The following is a 16,497-nucleotide window of genomic DNA, read 5'->3' on the forward strand; positions in this document are numbered from 1 at the left end:
TAATGCTTGTTAGTTTGTCAAAAATATTTTGATAATAATGGATGTCAGAATATGATGCATATTATAGGAACACTTTGGGACACTTTTGATGCAGTTGAATGATTTAATCCTCTTTGTGCGTGTAGCCGATTGCGGCAGCCTAACCGCGGCGGCTGCCGAGTTGGAAATATCCACTGCAGTAGCCAGTGCAGGATTAAAGCGTTTGGAGAAACAACTCGATACTGTGTTGTTTATCCGCAGTACCCGAAGTTTACGCTTGTCACAGCCTGGAGAGCATTATCTTAGTTATTGTCGTAGCGCCTTAGACGATCTGCGTTTAGGAGAGCAGGCTCTGGCCAGTGCCAAGGCGCAAATCTCAGGTAAGTTGAGTATTGCTTTACCATCCGATGCAGGACGTAATTTTGTGTTGTCTTGGCTGGATTTATTGATGGATGAGCATCCGCAACTGCAACTGAGGTTACATCTGGCTGACAGCATTACCGATTTCTATCACGATAAAATTGATGTCGCACTGCGCACTGGTACGCCGAAAGATTCGAACTTAGTGGCTTTTAAAATTTGCTCGGCACCACGAGTACTCTGCGCCTCGCCCGACTATATTGCTAAACATGGGAAAGTGACTCAGCTTAGTGAATTGAGTCAGCATAATTGTTTGTTTTTTAAGTTAGATGATCGCACCCATGATCAGTGGCAATTTTATCTTGATGGCCAGCCTCATAAGGTGAGGGTTTCGGGAAATCGAATGTGTAATGATGCGGAAGTGGCACGTAAATGGGCTTTAGCGGGTAAGGGCGTGGTTTATAAGTCGGCCATCGATTTAGCCGACGATCTTGCCACGGGAAGTTTAACGCCTATGTTGACCCAGTACACTGGTGAAGCTGCAGATCTGTATTTAGTATGTCCAGGACGACAGCATGTCACACCGTTAGTTATATTGCTGCGAGAACACCTACGTCAACTCTGCCAACAACGGATGTGAGACTTGCAACTCTAATACCGAATCAATGTGGCGCAATACAGATACAAAAATGCCGCTATCAATAGCGGCATTTTGATAAGTGTCTATATGGCGAGATTAGCTCTTAGCGCGCTTCATCGCAGTGAAGAACTCTTCATTGGTCTTAGTCATTGCCAGTTTGTCGATAAGGAACTCCATACCGCTGACTTCGTCCATTGGATTAAGTATCTTACGTAGGATCCACATCTTCTGGAGTTCATCTGGCGTAGTGAGTTTTTCTTCGCGACGAGTACCAGAACGGTTGAAGTCAATTGCTGGGAAAACACGCTTCTCTGCAGCTTTACGTGAAAGGTGCAGTTCTTGGTTACCCGTACCTTTAAATTCTTCGTAAATCACTTCATCCATCTTAGAGCCGGTATCGACAAGTGCTGTCGCGATAATGGTTAAGCTACCGCCATTTTCGATGTTACGTGCAGCACCGAAGAAACGCTTAGGACGGTGTAAGGCGTTCGCATCGACACCACCAGTCAGTACTTTACCCGATGATGGGATAACAGTGTTGTATGCGCGCGCTAGACGAGTGATAGAGTCGAGTAAAATGACCACATCTTTCTTGTGTTCAACTAGACGCTTGGCTTTTTCAATTACCATTTCAGCAACTTGAACGTGACGGCTAGCGGGTTCATCGAAGGTGGAAGCAATCACTTCACCTTTAACCATGCGCTGCATTTCGGTCACTTCTTCAGGACGTTCGTCGATAAGCAGTACCATCAACACCACTTCAGGATTGTTGTAGGTGATGCTCTGCGCCATGTTTTGTAGCAATAGGGTTTTACCGGCTTTTGGCGGTGCAACAATCAAACCGCGTTGACCTTTACCGATAGGAGAACAAAGATCCAGAATACGTGAAGTAATGTCTTCAGTTGAACCATTACCGCGTTCCATACGGATACGTTCTTCAGCATGTAGCGGGGTTAAGTTTTCAAATAGGATCTTGTTGCGGGAGTTTTCTGGCTTATCGAAGTTAACTTCGGTGACTTTCAGTAGGGCGAAGTAGCGTTCGCCTTCTTTTGGGGGACGAATCTTGCCGAAGATGGTATCACCGGTGCGCATATTGAAGCGGCGGATTTGGCTTGGCGAGACGTAGATGTCATCTGGGCCAGCAAGGTAAGAACCATCGGCACTTCGTAGGAAGCCAAAGCCGTCTTGTAAAATCTCTAAGACACCACCACCGAAGATATCTTCGCCACTTTTTGCATGGGCTTTAAGGATTGAGAAAATAATGTCCTGCTTGCGAGCACGGGCCATATTTTCCAGTTTCATATCTTGGGCGAGTTGTACTAAATCTGAAATCGATGTGTCTTTTAATTCTGATAAATTCATCTTGGTGGGTCTTGTTTTCACGTGACAATGCCATCACTGATCAACGAATGTGTAGCTTTTCAGAGTATCGAGCGGATAGCAAGAAGTGGGTTAGTTAGAAAGAGTCTGGTTATTAAAGTAGCACTATCGGTGCTAAGCGTCTAGAAATTTAGCGACTCTCGGGGCAAATACTTGAAAAGCTGTGCCGAGAGTCACCTTCTATGAACAAATGTCATAGCTTATTAGGATAAATGAAGCTGGTTATCAGCCTTATTTATCCTAAATCGAAGCACATTACAGCTGCGCGTCGATGAACTCTTTAAGTTGAGTTTTAGACAGTGCGCCAACTTTAGTGTCAGCCAGTTCACCGTTCTTGAAAAGAAGCAGTGTTGGAATGCCACGTACGCCATATTTAGCAGGTGATGCATTGTTTTGGTCAACGTTTAGCTTAGCGATAGTTACCTTGCCAGCATACTCGTCAGCGACATCATCTAAGATTGGGGCAATCATCTTACAAGGACCACACCATTCTGCCCAGAAATCCACTAGTACAGGAATGTCAGATTTAATTACGTCGCTCTCAAAGCTATCGTCAGTTAAGGTAATAATTTTATCGCTCATGATGTTCTCCAGTTGAGGTGCCATTGCTGGTTTGTTGATGGCTTAACCTGTATATTGGGTCTGAAATTAGCTTTTCAAGACATTGTAGCGGCTTTCAGCAATGTTTTTTCTATAGCCGTTATTTCAAACGATCGAGTTCCTTATTGCAACCCTAACTGGTATGCTTGCGCTATGAGCGAAACACATTTATCAAATCAAAAGTTTGCCGACTTTTCTCTGCATCCAGAGATCCAACAGGCACTAACCGAAAGCGGCTTTGAATATTGCACGCCAATCCAAGCATTATCATTACCGATTTTACTTCAGCAGAAAGATATCGCAGGCCAAGCGCAAACTGGTACGGGTAAAACCTTAGCCTTTCTTGTTGCGACTTTTAACCATCTGCTTTCTACTCCTATTCCCGAAGGACGCCAACTCAATCAGCCACGTGCAATCGTGATGGCACCTACCCGTGAATTGGCTATTCAAATCGCCAAAGATGCTAATTTGCTTGCGAAACATACCGGATTGAAAGTCGGCATTGTTTACGGCGGTGAAAGCTATGAAGTCCAGCGTAAGGTGCTCGACAACGGCGTTGATATTGTGATTGGTACCACAGGGCGAATTATCGATTACGTTCGCCAAGGGGTGATCAATGTGAGTGCGATTCAGGCCGTAGTGCTTGATGAAGCCGACCGCATGTTTGATTTGGGCTTTATTAAAGATATTCGTTTCCTATTTAGACGTATGCCCGATGCGAAATCGCGTCTGAATATGTTGTTCTCGGCAACCTTGTCGATGAAGGTGCAAGAGCTGGCTTATGATCATATGAATGATCCTGAAAAAGTGGAAATTGCGCCTAGCGAAAAGACTTCCAAAAATATTACCGAAGAGATTTTCTATCCTTCGCAGGAAGAGAAGATGCGCTTGCTGCTGACCTTGATTGAAGAAGATTGGCCAGAAAAAGCGATTGTATTTTCAAACACTAAGCACAGCTGTGAAAACCTGTGGGCACATCTTGAAGGTGATGGTCACCGTGTGGGTCTACTTACCGGCGATGTACCGCAGAAAAAGCGTATCCGCATTCTTGAGCAGTTTACCTCTGGCGAGTTAGATATCCTAGTGGCAACCGATGTTGCGGCGCGTGGTCTACATATTTCTGATGTGTCTCATGTGTATAATTACGACCTGCCTGATGATTGTGAAGATTACGTTCATCGTATCGGTCGTACTGGCCGTGCTGGTCAGAAAGGCATATCAATCAGTTTTGCTTGTGAAGAATATGCACTGAACCTACCTGCGATTGAAGGTTATATTCAGCATACGATTCCAGTCACTAACTATGATAGCGATGCACTACTCGATGATATTCCGCCACCAGTGCGCATTCATCGCAAACACACCACTCGTCCCGGCGGTCGTTCTGGAAGTGGTAAGCCACAAGGTGGTCGTCCAGGCGCGCGTCCAAGACGTCACGACAGGACTCGCAGACACAGCTAAATGACGCGACCCGCTCAAGGGCCGCGTTATGCGGCCATTACTTTAGGTTCAAATAGTTTCAATATGCTGGTGGCCACAAGTGTTGCCGGTAAACCTAAGGTGTTGGCCAAATACAAACGTAAGGTGCGTTTGGCCGAAGGCATTGGTGCCGATGGCATGCTGAGTGACGCCGTATTTGATCGTGGTATCGATTGTCTGGAGATGTTCGCTGACATGCTTGATAAAGAGCAAGTCAGCCGCAACCATATTGCCGTTATAGCGACGGCTACTCTACGTTGTATTACTAATGCCGATGCGTTTTGCGCAGCAGCACTTCCCATTTTAGGTCAGCCGATAGAGATCATTTCCGGTTTACGTGAAGCGGAATTGATTTACCAAGGCATGGCGGCGACAACCCAAGGTGAAGGTCGCCGATTAGTGATTGATATAGGTGGCGCCAGTACCGAATTCATTATTGGTGACGGCCATAAGGTGTTGCTTAAGACCAGTCTGGCTATGGGCAGCGTGACCTTTAACGAGCAATTTTTTAATAGCTTCCCTTTCCAATTACTCGATTTCGAGGCGGCGCAAACTCAGGTTGAAACTGAGCTTGGGGATTATCGTCATCAGTTGCTGAACTTGGGGTGGCATGGTGTCGTCGGCGCTTCAGGTGCGGTGCAATCTGTGGTTGAGTTACTTAACGCTCGTGGTCTGTCGCAAACGATCACCCTTGATGTGTTACGTCAGTTAAGAGATGAAATTCTGCGCCAAAGCGATGTCAGTCTGCGTGATATATCAGGTTTGCATACCGAGCGAGCACCGACCTTTGCCGCAGGCGTAGCGATTTTATTGGCGCTGTTTAATCTGCTGGAAATTGAGGCATTACACTTGTCTGGCGGTGCGTTACGAGAGGGTGTATTACAGCAGTTAGCGGATGGGGTGATGGCGAATTAACTAGCTGATATTCTTCAGATATAGATATAAAAAAGGCGCTCATTGAGCGCCTTTTTTGATTGAGCCTATTTTAAAATTTTCACTAAATCGACTTCTAATGACGTCTGCGGACGCTCGACGATACGGCCTATCTCTTCGCCTTTTTGCATCACGATAAAGGTTGGAATACGAGTGAAATCATATTTCGCCGCTAAACCTTCGGGATCTTGCTTCTTACGATCGACCCCGATATAGGTGATCTTGATATTGGGATTATTGACCGCTTCCATGATGCGAATAAAGCGTGGTGTTTCGCGGTGGCAGTCAGGACACCAAGTCCCAATGATCACCACAATTTCTGTCGCTTCGGTAACCGACTTAAGCGGTTCAATCGCTGCGGTATCTACCTCATAGGCATTGTAACTTTCGTCAAACCAATCAAGTTCGGTTAAGGTTTGTGTTGTCACGTTCCCAGTTAGAATCACTTCCTGTTTCTCCTCACTACAAGTGGCGATAAAGCCTTCTTGTTTTTCTTCGAAGCCACAGCCGCTGTTAGCCAGTACTTGAGTGCTGAAAAAGAGCGCGGTAGTGGCCAGTAATGCTGCGATGTTTTTGATCATGGTAATACCTCTGGCGGAAATAGGAAAATAACTCTGAATGATTTTCCATTCAATCACCTAAAGCGTGTTGAGAATAGCTTGGGACAAAAGAGCTGTTAACTTGATCACGTCATCTATTGTATTTTGCTTAATTAGTCACAAAATTAGCCTAAGCTTCCGAGCACAAAAAAGCACTCTCTTGGAGTGCTTAAGTTAGTTAGGAGCCTTGTTATTGGGGCTTTAATTTAGGCTTCAACCAGAGGTGTTAAATCAGCCGGACGATAATAAACCGACTTGAGTACCTTGCCTTGGCGAACCACTTTACCTGCCATTTCGACATCTTTGGCACACTTGGCGATGATAAAGTCGCCCTTTTGACTGCCAACGATTTCGACACCTTGCTTAGCATAATAGCTAATGGTTTCCTGCAGCTCTTGCTCGTTGCGGCACACTTTGCTCATATTGCTTGAGTGTACTTCATCCCAGCAACGGATAAAGTCGATATTGCGATTGTTAGCCACATGCAGCAGCAGATCGATCACATAGCTGATCTCAATATTATCTTGCACTTGTTTGGCGCCTAAGTGTACTAAGCGTCCCATTAATACATAGACAGAATCGACAATCGCATCGGCTTGCTCGACGCGGCAATCGGCTTCGGCCAATTCGGTGAGCTCTTCGATAGCAAGTGATGTATGTAGCGTATCGGCTTGGTGATCGAGTGTGCTGGCATCTTCAATCGGTAAGTCGAAGGTAGAGCGAAACTGATAGATATCACGATAAAGATGGTCGTATAAAGGTTGTTCTAGCGCGGTAAGTTTCATGATTTAGCTAAAGCCTGTAAAAGGTGATGTAACTATACTAATTGACGGTTTGGTTAATTTAAAGCGTTTAGGCTGTGGGGAAGTTAAGCCCTAGCCGCTGACTAGGGCTTAGAAACAGGTATTACTTGATAAAGGCAAAAGCGTCACCGAAAAGGTGCGCCTCTTCTACGCCGATAGTGCGGAATAGTTCACGCGCGGCGCCAACCATATCGAATCGACCTGCAATATAGATGTCGTAGCCGTTAAGGCTGATGAAGTCTTGCTTGATTTGTTCGAGTAGATTGGCTTGTTTGCCATCCCAGTCACTTGCGGCTTCTTCGACAACCGGAACAAAATGCAGCCAAGGATATTGTTGCTGCCATTGTCTGGCGATCGACTCATAATACATGGCGTCTTGATTGCGACAGCCCCAATATAAGGTGGTTTCCACCTTCTGTTCTAAGGCAATTTGTTGCTCGATAATACTCTTGATATAAGAGAAACCCGTACCGCCGGCAATCATCAAACGAGGACGTTTACTGTCTTGTCGAAGATGGGCTTCACCGCCGGGGGCTTCGATATCGATAAAGTCATTTTGCTTTAAGCGTTCAACAACTTGCATTGGATAACTTTCGCTAACCGCGGCGCCGATATGCAGTTCAAGCTGCTGTGCGCCAGGGGCCGATGCGATAGAGAAAGGGCGTTTATCTTTTTCACCCATAACGATGCAAAGGTACTGTCCGGCCTGGAAATCGAATGGGGTTTCAGGCGTTAATCCGACCTGATAAACGGCATCATTAAAGGCCGTGACATGTTCTACTTTACAGCGAATGGTGTTCATTAAGTTTCCTTCTTGACCTCTCTTGGGAGGCTTACTATTCCCATGAATAGTTGAGTGATTATATCAAGTATTCAAGCCGGCGGACTAGGACAAATTGGTCTATTTCATCATCCTAAGGCTTATAAGGTTGGTGCATCATCGATGCCCAGTTCGTCCCACATCTCATCGACTTTCTGTTTTACCGTTTCATCCATGACGATGGGGGTTCCCCATTCGCGATCGGTTTCGCCTGGCCACTTGTTGGTTGCATCCATGCCCATTTTGGAGCCAAGACCTGCCACAGGAGAAGCAAAGTCGAGATAGTCGATAGGAGTGTTGTCTATCATCACAGTATCGCGTTTAGGATCCATGCGAGTGGTGATAGCCCAGATCACATCGTTCCAGTCGCGACAGTTCACGTCTTCATCGACGATGATGATAAATTTGGTGTACATAAACTGACGCAAGAAAGACCATGCGCCCATCATTACCCGCTTGGCGTGTCCTGGATATTGTTTACGCATAGAGATCACCGCCATGCGATAGGAGCATCCTTCGGGTGGCAGATAGAAATCGACTATTTCGGGGTACTGTTTACGTAATATCGGCACAAATACTTCGTTAAGTGCCACACCTAACATTGCTGGCTCATCGGGTGGACGGCCTGTGTAGGTGCTGTGATAAATGGCATCTTTTCTGTGGCTGATATGGGTAACGGTAAATACCGGAAACTGGTCGGTTTCGTTGTAGTAACCAGTGTGATCCCCATAAGGGCCTTCTTCTGCCATCTCATCAGGATCGATATAGCCTTCAAGGATGATCTCGCTGGTGGCTGGAACTTCTAAATCGCAGCTAAGTGCTTTACAGACTTCGGTACGCTCACCGCGTAAAAGACCGGCAAAGGCATATTCGCTCATAGAGTCAGGAACTGGAGTAACCGCGCCTAAAATAGTCACAGGATCTGAACCTAAGGCGACCACAACTGGATAACGCTCGCCAGGGTGTTTTTCTTTAAAATCTTTAAAGTCTAGCGCGCCACCACGATGGTCAAGCCAGCGCATAATCAGCTTATCTTTACCTAAGAGTTGCTGGCGATAGATCCCAAGATTTTGTCGTTTCTGCCTTGGACCTTTGGTGATGGTCAATCCCCAGGTGACTAATGGTGCGACATCGCCCGGCCAGCAATGCTGGATTGGCAGTTGGGTTAAGTCGACATCATCACCTGTGATCACCACTTCCTGACAAGGCGCATTACGCACCGTTTTCGGAGGCATATTCAGCGCTTGTTTGAACATGGGGATCTTGGCGATGGCATCTTTAAAGCCACGTGGTGGCTCAGGCTCTTTAAGGAACGCCAGCAATTCACCCACATCTCGCAGGGCTAGGGGATCTTCTTTTCCGAGTGCCATGGCCACACGCTTAGGTGTGCCAAATAGGTTTGCGAGTACCGGCATAGTTTTACCAACCGGGTTTTCAAATAACAGCGCAGGGCCTTTCGCTCGCAGAACGCGGTCGGCAATTTCTGTCATTTCAAGATGAGGATCGACAGCATGGCTAATACGCTTGAGTTCACCATTTTGTTCTAGGTGTTCGATGAAACTGCGTAAATCCTTAAAACTCATTTGGAAATACTCGCAATGAAAATGTGATATGGCGCGCACTATACCATTTTTAGGCGTCATTCCCAAATGCGTTCGTTGTGGTTTAACTAAGAGGAATGGGTTATTTGAAGTGGAAAATATTAGGCGTAAGATGTGGCTAACGCATTTTACTGAGGTGCTGCAGATGAAATCGATTAATCGAGTCAAAATGCTGCCCGCTTTAATACTGATTATTATGGGCTTTTACTTGATTTCGCCAGCCATTAGCCAGGCAAAAGAACCTAGGGGGAAGACTCGTGGTTCCGGTCATCATGAGCACCATGGCGACAGATCCGCTAAGCGGCATTCAAATCATCATCAAGGATATGACCGATGGCGATGGGGCCTAGGTTTTGGCGCTAGTTTGGGCACTGGTTTGGCGTTGGGAATAGGGCAGCCTTATTGGAATATCTATCGACCCTATTGGGGGTCATCGGTTTATATGCCTTATCGTTACGTGAGGCCTAAGCCCACCTATACCGAAAGCAGCTTCACAGGAACATTCAGGACATCGCCGCTGTCGAGTTCGCCACAGCAAGTGACCACGCATATTGAAGTGAGTCATGCCATCAAGAGTTTGCCTGCCAATGCCAGAGTAAAACAACAAGATGGCCGTACAGTGTATGAGTGGCAAGGAGTGGAATATATCTACGATTGGCAAAGCGATAGCTATCAAATACTATCGCCACAAAATAAGTAACCTGAACTCTGGATAAGCAGAGCGCCTTGATATGCCCAAAAATCTGCGCATTCAGCCAGGAAATAGACTTTCCTTTTCATACTAATCCTTTATAGCATTGAATTAGCTTGTTAAATTTAGATTTTCCGACACTCGTTATCCCGAGTTCAGGTTAAGTAGTAAATATGCCAGTGTTATAGCGGGTGGTTGGAGAAATTAATGAAGTACCAATGGATATTGTTTGATGCCGATGAAACCCTGTTTCATTTCGATGCCTTTAAAGGGTTGCGGTTAATGTTTTCACGCTTTGGTGTCGACTTTACAGCAGAGGACTTTGAACAATATCAAAGCGTCAATCTGCCACTGTGGACCGAATATCAAAATGGCCAAATAACTGCGGCGCAGCTACAAGTGACGCGCTTTGAAGCCTGGGCGGAAAAACTCAAAGTCACCGCCCATCAGCTTAATAGTGCATTTTTAACTGCGATGGCCGATATCTGTACCTTGCTGCCAGGGGCTAAAGAACTTATCGATGCCCTACATGGCAAGGTGAACATGGGGATTATCACTAATGGTTTTACCGCACTGCAGCGCATACGTTTACAGCGAACAGGGCTGTTGGAGGTCTTTTCTCCGGTGATTATTTCTGAGCAGATAGGTGTCGCAAAACCCAATGTGGCGATTTTTGAACATGCGTTGAGCTTGATGAATCATCCACCAAGAGAGCATGTGTTGATGGTTGGCGATAACCTTCACTCTGATATCCTTGGTGGTTTAAATGCGGGGTTTGATACTTGCTGGTTGAATCATAGCAATCAAGTTTTACCTGCCGATATTGCGCCGCACTATCAGGTTGGCTCGTTATTTGAGCTGCAAACCTTATTAAAAGCAGAATAGAAACCAAGGTGTTGACTGCGATGAGGCGGTTAAAAGGCTATTTTTAAGGCATTTGTCGCTAAAATGGGATTAAATGGATATTTGTTGCTCAGTTAGTTAAATTTAGGCTTTACATTTAGCAATGGTATCCTTATTATTCTCGGCGTTCGGAGAGATGGCAGAGTGGTCGAATGCACCGGTCTTGAAAACCGGCACGGGTTTATAGCCCGTCTAGGGTTCAAATCCCTATCTCTCCGCCACATTAAGAGAAAAGGCTTCCAGGAATGGAAGCCTTTTTTCGTTTTGGTTGGCCATTATCTAAAGGCTGATCAGAGGGATGATTTGAACCTAGGGTTCCTAATATTTAAATCTGGCTATCTCTGCGCCACATTAAGAGAAAAGGCTTCCAGGAATGGAAGCCTTTTTTCGTTTTGGCTGGCCATTATCTAAAGTCTGATCAGAGGGATGATTTGAACCTAGGGTTCCTAATATTTAGATCTGGCTATCTCTCCGCCACATTAACAAAGCCCGCTTTTTAGTGGGCTTTGTGCTATCTAGCATATAGGAAATGAGCAATAGTCGGGTTCCTAATATTTGCTCTTTTTTAGAGAGCGCTGGCTATCTCTGCGCTACATTAAGAAAAAGGCTTCCAGGAATGGAAGCCTTTTTTCGTTTTGGCTGGCCATTATCTAAAGTCTGAGCATAGGAATGATTTGAACCTAGGCTTCCTATATTTAGATCTGGATATCTCAAAGTAGATCGCACATTTCTCTATTGGAGTTTTTGTCCGTAGATGGAAACTGGCAGCAGTTTTGATGGTTATTTATCTGTTGAGATGGAACAGGTTTGTTATTCCGGGGGAAGCCGATTCTCAGTTGTTCTCAAACTTAGAATTTCGTCGTTGGTTGTAGTTCTTCTTTCTGACGAAGTGAATAAATAGTCATAAGATGTGATTATCTAGTCGGTTAGTATATGGGTGGCGATAATGAGATTTTGATCAATTTCAGTCCTTCATCACCGTGAGCCTGGTCACTGATTGGTCTGTTTTTGTGATCTTTTTCGGTATAAACTTGGTTGTATCATTGTTAAATTTGGCTTTTTTATCGCTGTTTTGTCTATTTTTTGAGCGTTAGTTTTGTCGTTAACTTCCTTTCTCTTGTGGTTGTTTGTTATTCTCACCACGAATAAAAATACAGGTTGGTAAACACGTTTTTCAACCCTTGTTTAGTTGTTGTTCCATTCGGATTCTATTCATTGAATTATTCTTATCGACATTTTTTGCTACAGGCTCAGGCGAATTTAGCCCAGCAAGGTAGCAGTAACAGTAAACAGTTTGCTCAGTTTCTGAGTTTACTGATGGTTTGCTGTTGTTTGTCGGTAATGATGTCTAATTTTGTCGATGGGCCCGAATTGATGCAGTTACTGACTAATTGGTTTTTAGTCGAATCTGCCGATGTTACTTTAATGGGAGCCTTGTTGGTTTCACCATTCTACATGCAGCAATTATTCTGTTTATGCTTCATTATTTATCTGCTGTTTTATCATTTGGCGTCAGAGCGCGCCGAGCACTTCTCTGTTACTAGCCAGCTACACGGCATCGATTATGACGCCCATAGCTGTCGCGCCCCTCCACGTCTAACCCTAGACGTTTAATTTAATTTTTAGTATCTGGTTTTATAGCTTGAGCTATTGCGGTAACTGATTGTTCTAATTAGTTAACCTTTAACTTTCTCATGTCTATTTGGCTTAGATACCGCCGCTAATGGTCGATTTAGTGGCTTGGTAAACTAGGGTTAGAGGTTATTCCTTGTGTTAATTCGAAAATTTAGCAAAGTGTTGTTTGCCCTGATGCCGTTGATGCTTGCAGGGTGTGAAGGCGGCGTACTGGATCCCAAGGGACAAGTGGGTATCGATGAGAAACAGTTGATCATCATCTCGACATTATTGATGTTGATTGTGGTCATTCCCGTCATATTTATGACCCTTTTCTTTGCTTGGAAATATCGTGATGGTCGTGATCACGAAATCTATGCGCCTAAATGGGCACATTCAAAAACCATTGAGTTAGTCGTTTGGTTAGTGCCTATTGTGATTGTGGTTATTTTGGGTGTCATAACATGGGGTTCAACTCATAAACTTGATCCTTATAAGCCATTAGATCATGAGGCAAAACCTATTACTGTTGAGGTGGTTTCACTGAACTGGAAATGGTTATTTATTTATCCAGATCAAGGTATTGCTTCGGTCAATGAGTTGGCATTCCCTGTCAATGTGCCGGTGAACTTTAAAATTAGTTCGGATACGGCGATGAACTCTTTCTTTATTCCACAGCTTGGTAGCCAGATCTATTCGATGGCTGGCATGACCACCAAACTGCACCTTATCGCTAACGAGCCTGGAACCTACAAAGGGATTTCGGCCAATTACAGTGGTGCAGGCTTTACGGGAATGAAATTCGATGCGATTGCTACTGCTGATCAAGCCAGTTTTGATGCTTGGGTGGCGAAAGTGAAACACCAAGGCCAGACACTAGATAGCAAAAGTTATCAGGCACTGGCTGAAGAGAGCATCAATAATCCTGTGGCTTATTACAGCACTGTGAGCGATGGCCTATTCAATCAAATCGTTATGCAGTACATGCATAAAAACGATATGCAACATCATCAAGGCATGGAGATGCATGCGATGCACTCAAGTGAGCATTCTATTGCTGAATCAGGCCAAGAAATGGCGATGCCAAGCGCTTCATCTACTGAACAGACTCATGATTTTGAGTCATCTACCACAAAGGGAGGCGCGCAATAATGTCGTCTTTTCTCGGAAAATTAACACTGGATGCGGTTCCTTACCATGAACCCATCATTATGGTGACACTGGCGGTCGTTGCCGTGATGGGTGTTGTCATCGCTGCGCTGGTCACCAAGCATAATAAATGGGGCGTTTTGTGGCGCGATTGGTTGACCTCGGTTGATCATAAAAAACTCGGCATCATGTATATCATTTTGGCATTTGTGATGCTTATTCGTGGTTTCTCCGATGCCATCATGATGCGAACCCAGCAGGCATTGGCCACCAATGGCGCAGCGGGATATCTGCCGCCCGAGCATTATGACCAGATCTTTACTGCTCATGGGGTCATCATGATCATCTTTATGGCAATGCCATTTATGATTGGTCTGATGAACTTAGTGCTGCCGTTGCAGGTGGGGGCACGCGATGTAGCGTTTCCTTTCTTAAATAATCTTAGCTTCTGGCTAACGGTTTCTGGTGCGGTGTTGATCAATATATCGCTAGGGGTCGGGGAGTTTGCTAAGACAGGTTGGGTGGCGTATCCACCATTGTCTGAGCTGGCGTATAGTCCAGGAGTCGGGGTCGATTATTATATTTGGGCGCTGCAGATATCCGGTATAGGGACGACCTTAACCGGGGTCAATTTCTTAGTGACAGTGCTTAAGATGCGCGCTCCGGGTATGAAGTTGATGCAAATGCCCATTTTCACTTGGACTTGCACTTGGGCCAATATCTTAATTGTGGCCTCATTCCCAATTTTAACAGCAGTTTTAGCCTTACTCACCTTAGACAGATATATGGGGTTCCACTTCTTCACTAACGAAGGTGGTGGTAATGCCATGATGTATATCAACCTGTTTTGGGCTTGGGGACATCCAGAAGTTTACATTTTGATCTTACCCGCATTTGGTATTTTCTCTGAGGTGATTTCAACCTTTACCTCTAAGCGTTTGTTCGGCTATAAGTCGATGGTATGGGCCAGTGGTGCCATCTCTATCTTAGGTTTTATTGTTTGGCTGCATCACTTCTTTACTATGGGTTCGAGCGCCAATGTTAATGCCTTCTTTGGGGTAATGACCATGGTTATTGCTGTGCCGACAGGGGTTAAATTATTCAACTGGTTGTTCACTATCTATCGTGGACGCCTACGCTTAACCGTGCCAGTTTTATGGACTTTAGGTTTCATGGTCACCTTTACCATTGGTGGGATGACTGGAGTGTTATTGGCGGTGCCTGGCGCGGACTATGTATTGCATAACAGCTTATTTTTGATTGCCCATTTCCATAACACCATCATTGGTGGTGCGGTATTTGGCTACTTAGCCGGCTTTGCTTACTGGTTTCCTAAAGCGACAGGTTTCCATTTAAATGAGCGTTTAGGAAAGGCGGCGTTTTGGTGCTGGCAGGTCGGTTTCTATGTTGCCTTTATGCCGCTATACGTATTGGGATTCCTGGGTATGACTCGTCGTTTGAATCAGACGGATAATCCTGATTGGAACTTCTGGATCTACTTCGCCGCAGTCGGTGCCTGTATTATTTTAGTGGGTATTATTCTGCAGTTCGTGCAGCTGTACGTGAGTATTCGTGACCGTGAGCACAATAAAGATCTGACTGGTGATCCTTGGAATGGTCACACCCTAGAGTGGTCAACAGCCTCACCTCCACAGTTCTACAACTTCGCGAAATTACCTGAAGTTAACGATATCGATGCTTTTACCGATGCCAAAGAGAAAGGACAGGCATATCAAGTGCAGCAGAAGTATCAACCCATCCACATGCCAAAGAATACCGGTCATGGTGTATTGATGGCGCTGGGTATTACCGCTGCTGGTTTTGCCGCTATTTGGCACATTTTGTGGTTGGCCATTGTTGGTTTTGTGGGCGCATTTATTGTGTTCTTAGTTCGTGCCTACGACACAGATGTCGATTACTACGTGCAGCCTGATGAGGTTGAACGTGTTGAAAATGCGCACTTAAATAACTTATCTAAGGGGCTGATATGAGTATTGCAATCCCGTCGGACTTAAAAGTCGCTCAAGTAGAAGATCTACACCACGAGCATCATGATAGCGGGTCAAATACCTTGCTGGGTTTCTGGATCTATCTGATGACCGACTGCATCTTGTTTGCATCGGCTTTCGCCACCTACGCCGTACTGTATATGAACACCGACGGCGGGGTATCGGGCAAAGATATCTTCGAACTTGATTTCGTGTTGATCGAAACCGCTGCGTTACTGCTCAGTAGTATTACCTACGGTTTAGCCTTGATATTTGCCAAGCGCCACAACAAGTCAGCCACTCTGACATGGTTGGCGGTGACCTTTGCCTTAGGTTGTGTGTTTATTGGTATGGAAGTGTATGAGTTCCATCACCTGATCCTTGAAGGCAATGGTCCGCAGCGTAGTGCGTTCCTGTCATCCTTTTTTGCCTTAGTGGGCATGCATGGTTTGCACGTTACTGCGGGTTTGATCTGGATGGCGATCATGATGATTGAAGTCGCTAAAACCGGTTTAGGTGGGCGCAGTATTACTCGTCTGAGCTGCCTCAGCTTGTTCTGGCATTTCCTCGATATCGTATGGATCTGCGTGTTTACCGTAGTCTATCTAATGGGGGTCTTATAATGAGCCAAGCTAATACTCATGGTCATGCTGATCTGGCCGCCAGCATTAAGTCTTATGTCACAGGCTTTGTATTGTCAGTGGTTTTAACCGGTATTCCTTTTTGGGCAGTGATGACTCATAGCTTAGAGAGATCAACAACCTTAGCGGTTGTCTTGGTGTTAGCGATTGTGCAAATCATCGTGCATCTGAAGTACTTTTTGCACTTAGATTTTTCTAAAGAGGGTAAGATTAATACCTTCTCCTTTATGTTTACCGCTTTGGTGATTGTCATGGTGGTTGGGCTATCGGTATGGATTATCTATGCCGCTAACGACTTGATGATGTAATGGTTGAGA

At 45.2% G+C, this 16,497-nt stretch carries 16 protein-coding genes and 1 tRNA gene; 11 read left to right on the forward strand and 6 right to left on the reverse strand.

What is annotated here, in order from left to right:
• Window positions 1–88 precede the first annotated feature (88 nt).
• Entirely contained in the window at window positions 89–979 is an 891-nt protein-coding gene (locus L1D21_RS00560) for a LysR family transcriptional regulator (protein ID WP_239843269.1), read from the forward strand.
• Between the two features lie 96 nt (window positions 980–1,075).
• On the opposite strand, the gene rho is transcribed toward L1D21_RS00560, so the two are convergent.
• Together rho and trxA are read right to left on the reverse strand one after the other, a co-directional pair.
• Complete coding sequence (gene rho, locus L1D21_RS00565) at window positions 1,076–2,341, reverse strand: transcription termination factor Rho (protein WP_239844153.1); 1,266 nt, start codon at window positions 2,339–2,341, stop codon at window positions 1,076–1,078.
• Window positions 2,342–2,614: 273 nt separating this feature from the next.
• On the reverse strand, window positions 2,615–2,941 hold the full coding sequence (gene trxA, locus L1D21_RS00570) for a thioredoxin TrxA (RefSeq protein WP_239843270.1): 327 nt from the start codon (window positions 2,939–2,941) through the stop codon (window positions 2,615–2,617).
• Between the two features lie 171 nt (window positions 2,942–3,112).
• On the opposite strand from trxA, the gene rhlB reads away from it, so the two are divergent.
• Window positions 3,113–4,420 carry an ATP-dependent RNA helicase RhlB gene (gene rhlB / locus L1D21_RS00575; RefSeq protein WP_239843272.1) on the forward strand — a complete coding sequence of 436 codons (1,308 nt, stop codon included), beginning with the start codon at window positions 3,113–3,115 and terminating at the stop codon, window positions 4,418–4,420.
• Window positions 4,421–5,353 carry an exopolyphosphatase gene (locus tag L1D21_RS00580; protein WP_239843273.1) on the forward strand — a complete coding sequence of 311 codons (933 nt, stop codon included), beginning with the start codon at window positions 4,421–4,423 and terminating at the stop codon, window positions 5,351–5,353.
• Between the two features lie 65 nt (window positions 5,354–5,418).
• Here the strand turns inward: L1D21_RS00580 and L1D21_RS00585 are convergent, their stop codons facing one another.
• The 4 genes from L1D21_RS00585 to ubiD all read right to left on the reverse strand — a co-directional run bounded on the left by L1D21_RS00585 (window position 5,419) and on the right by ubiD (window position 9,176).
• Window positions 5,419–5,952: a thioredoxin family protein gene (locus L1D21_RS00585; RefSeq protein WP_239843274.1), complete on the reverse strand. Its 534-nt coding sequence runs from the start codon at window positions 5,950–5,952 to the stop codon at window positions 5,419–5,421.
• A 224-nt stretch (window positions 5,953–6,176) separates the two neighbouring features.
• Window positions 6,177–6,755, reverse strand: coding sequence for a nucleoside triphosphate pyrophosphohydrolase family protein (locus L1D21_RS00590; protein WP_239843275.1), 579 nt, complete (start codon window positions 6,753–6,755; stop codon window positions 6,177–6,179).
• A 121-nt stretch (window positions 6,756–6,876) separates the two neighbouring features.
• Window positions 6,877–7,575 carry an NAD(P)H-flavin reductase gene (gene fre, locus L1D21_RS00595; RefSeq protein WP_239843276.1) on the reverse strand — a complete coding sequence of 233 codons (699 nt, stop codon included), beginning with the start codon at window positions 7,573–7,575 and terminating at the stop codon, window positions 6,877–6,879.
• 119 nt (window positions 7,576–7,694) lie between these two features.
• A complete protein-coding gene (ubiD, locus tag L1D21_RS00600; RefSeq protein WP_239843277.1) occupies window positions 7,695–9,176 on the reverse strand; it encodes a 4-hydroxy-3-polyprenylbenzoate decarboxylase in 1,482 nt (493 codons plus the stop codon).
• 163 nt (window positions 9,177–9,339) lie between these two features.
• Between ubiD and L1D21_RS00605 the strand changes: the two genes are divergently transcribed.
• The 8 genes from L1D21_RS00605 to cyoD all read left to right on the forward strand — a co-directional run bounded on the left by L1D21_RS00605 (window position 9,340) and on the right by cyoD (window position 16,488).
• Complete coding sequence (locus tag L1D21_RS00605; protein WP_239843278.1) at window positions 9,340–9,894, forward strand: hypothetical protein; 555 nt, start codon at window positions 9,340–9,342, stop codon at window positions 9,892–9,894.
• Between the two features lie 198 nt (window positions 9,895–10,092).
• The gene (yjjG, locus tag L1D21_RS00610; RefSeq protein ID WP_239843279.1) at window positions 10,093–10,770 is read left to right on the forward strand and encodes a pyrimidine 5'-nucleotidase; all 678 of its coding nucleotides are present in this window, start codon (window positions 10,093–10,095) and stop codon (window positions 10,768–10,770) included.
• Between the two features lie 148 nt (window positions 10,771–10,918).
• A tRNA-Ser gene (locus L1D21_RS00615) sits at window positions 10,919–11,009 on the forward strand.
• 994 nt (window positions 11,010–12,003) lie between these two features.
• Window positions 12,004–12,402, forward strand: coding sequence for a hypothetical protein (locus L1D21_RS00620; protein ID WP_239843280.1), 399 nt, complete (start codon window positions 12,004–12,006; stop codon window positions 12,400–12,402).
• A 156-nt stretch (window positions 12,403–12,558) separates the two neighbouring features.
• Window positions 12,559–13,554: a ubiquinol oxidase subunit II gene (gene cyoA / locus L1D21_RS00625; RefSeq protein ID WP_239843281.1), complete on the forward strand. Its 996-nt coding sequence runs from the start codon at window positions 12,559–12,561 to the stop codon at window positions 13,552–13,554.
• Window positions 13,554–15,542 (forward strand): cytochrome o ubiquinol oxidase subunit I, encoded by a 1,989-nt coding sequence (cyoB, locus tag L1D21_RS00630; protein ID WP_239843283.1) that lies wholly within the window; start codon window positions 13,554–13,556, stop codon window positions 15,540–15,542. Before cyoA ends, cyoB begins: the two co-directional genes overlap by 1 nt.
• Window positions 15,539–16,162: a cytochrome o ubiquinol oxidase subunit III gene (gene cyoC, locus L1D21_RS00635; protein WP_239843285.1), complete on the forward strand. Its 624-nt coding sequence runs from the start codon at window positions 15,539–15,541 to the stop codon at window positions 16,160–16,162. Before cyoB ends, cyoC begins: the two co-directional genes overlap by 4 nt.
• On the forward strand, window positions 16,162–16,488 hold the full coding sequence (gene cyoD / locus L1D21_RS00640; protein WP_239843286.1) for a cytochrome o ubiquinol oxidase subunit IV: 327 nt from the start codon (window positions 16,162–16,164) through the stop codon (window positions 16,486–16,488). The genes cyoC and cyoD overlap by 1 nt, the downstream gene beginning before the upstream one ends.
• The last annotated feature ends 9 nt before the right edge of the window (window positions 16,489–16,497 follow it).

The sequence above is a fragment of the Shewanella sp. Isolate11 genome, assembly GCF_022398315.1.
GTDB lineage: Bacteria > Pseudomonadota > Gammaproteobacteria > Enterobacterales > Shewanellaceae > Shewanella.

Coding starts and splice junctions, on each gene's coding strand:
- L1D21_RS00560 (WP_239843269.1), top strand. CDS start 89: ATGCAGTTGAATGATTTAATCCTCTTTGTGCGTGTAGCCGATTGCGGC.
- rho (WP_239844153.1), bottom strand. CDS start 2,341: ATGAATTTATCAGAATTAAAAGACACATCGATTTCAGATTTAGTACAA.
- trxA (WP_239843270.1), bottom strand. CDS start 2,941: ATGAGCGATAAAATTATTACCTTAACTGACGATAGCTTTGAGAGCGAC.
- rhlB (WP_239843272.1), top strand. CDS start 3,113: ATGAGCGAAACACATTTATCAAATCAAAAGTTTGCCGACTTTTCTCTG.
- L1D21_RS00580 (WP_239843273.1), top strand. CDS start 4,421: ATGACGCGACCCGCTCAAGGGCCGCGTTATGCGGCCATTACTTTAGGT.
- L1D21_RS00585 (WP_239843274.1), bottom strand. CDS start 5,952: ATGATCAAAAACATCGCAGCATTACTGGCCACTACCGCGCTCTTTTTC.
- L1D21_RS00590 (WP_239843275.1), bottom strand. CDS start 6,755: ATGAAACTTACCGCGCTAGAACAACCTTTATACGACCATCTTTATCGT.
- fre (WP_239843276.1), bottom strand. CDS start 7,575: ATGAACACCATTCGCTGTAAAGTAGAACATGTCACGGCCTTTAATGAT.
- ubiD (WP_239843277.1), bottom strand. CDS start 9,176: ATGAGTTTTAAGGATTTACGCAGTTTCATCGAACACCTAGAACAAAAT.
- L1D21_RS00605 (WP_239843278.1), top strand. CDS start 9,340: ATGAAATCGATTAATCGAGTCAAAATGCTGCCCGCTTTAATACTGATT.
- yjjG (WP_239843279.1), top strand. CDS start 10,093: ATGAAGTACCAATGGATATTGTTTGATGCCGATGAAACCCTGTTTCAT.
- cyoB (WP_239843283.1), top strand. CDS start 13,554: ATGTCGTCTTTTCTCGGAAAATTAACACTGGATGCGGTTCCTTACCAT.
- cyoC (WP_239843285.1), top strand. CDS start 15,539: ATGAGTATTGCAATCCCGTCGGACTTAAAAGTCGCTCAAGTAGAAGAT.
- cyoD (WP_239843286.1), top strand. CDS start 16,162: ATGAGCCAAGCTAATACTCATGGTCATGCTGATCTGGCCGCCAGCATT.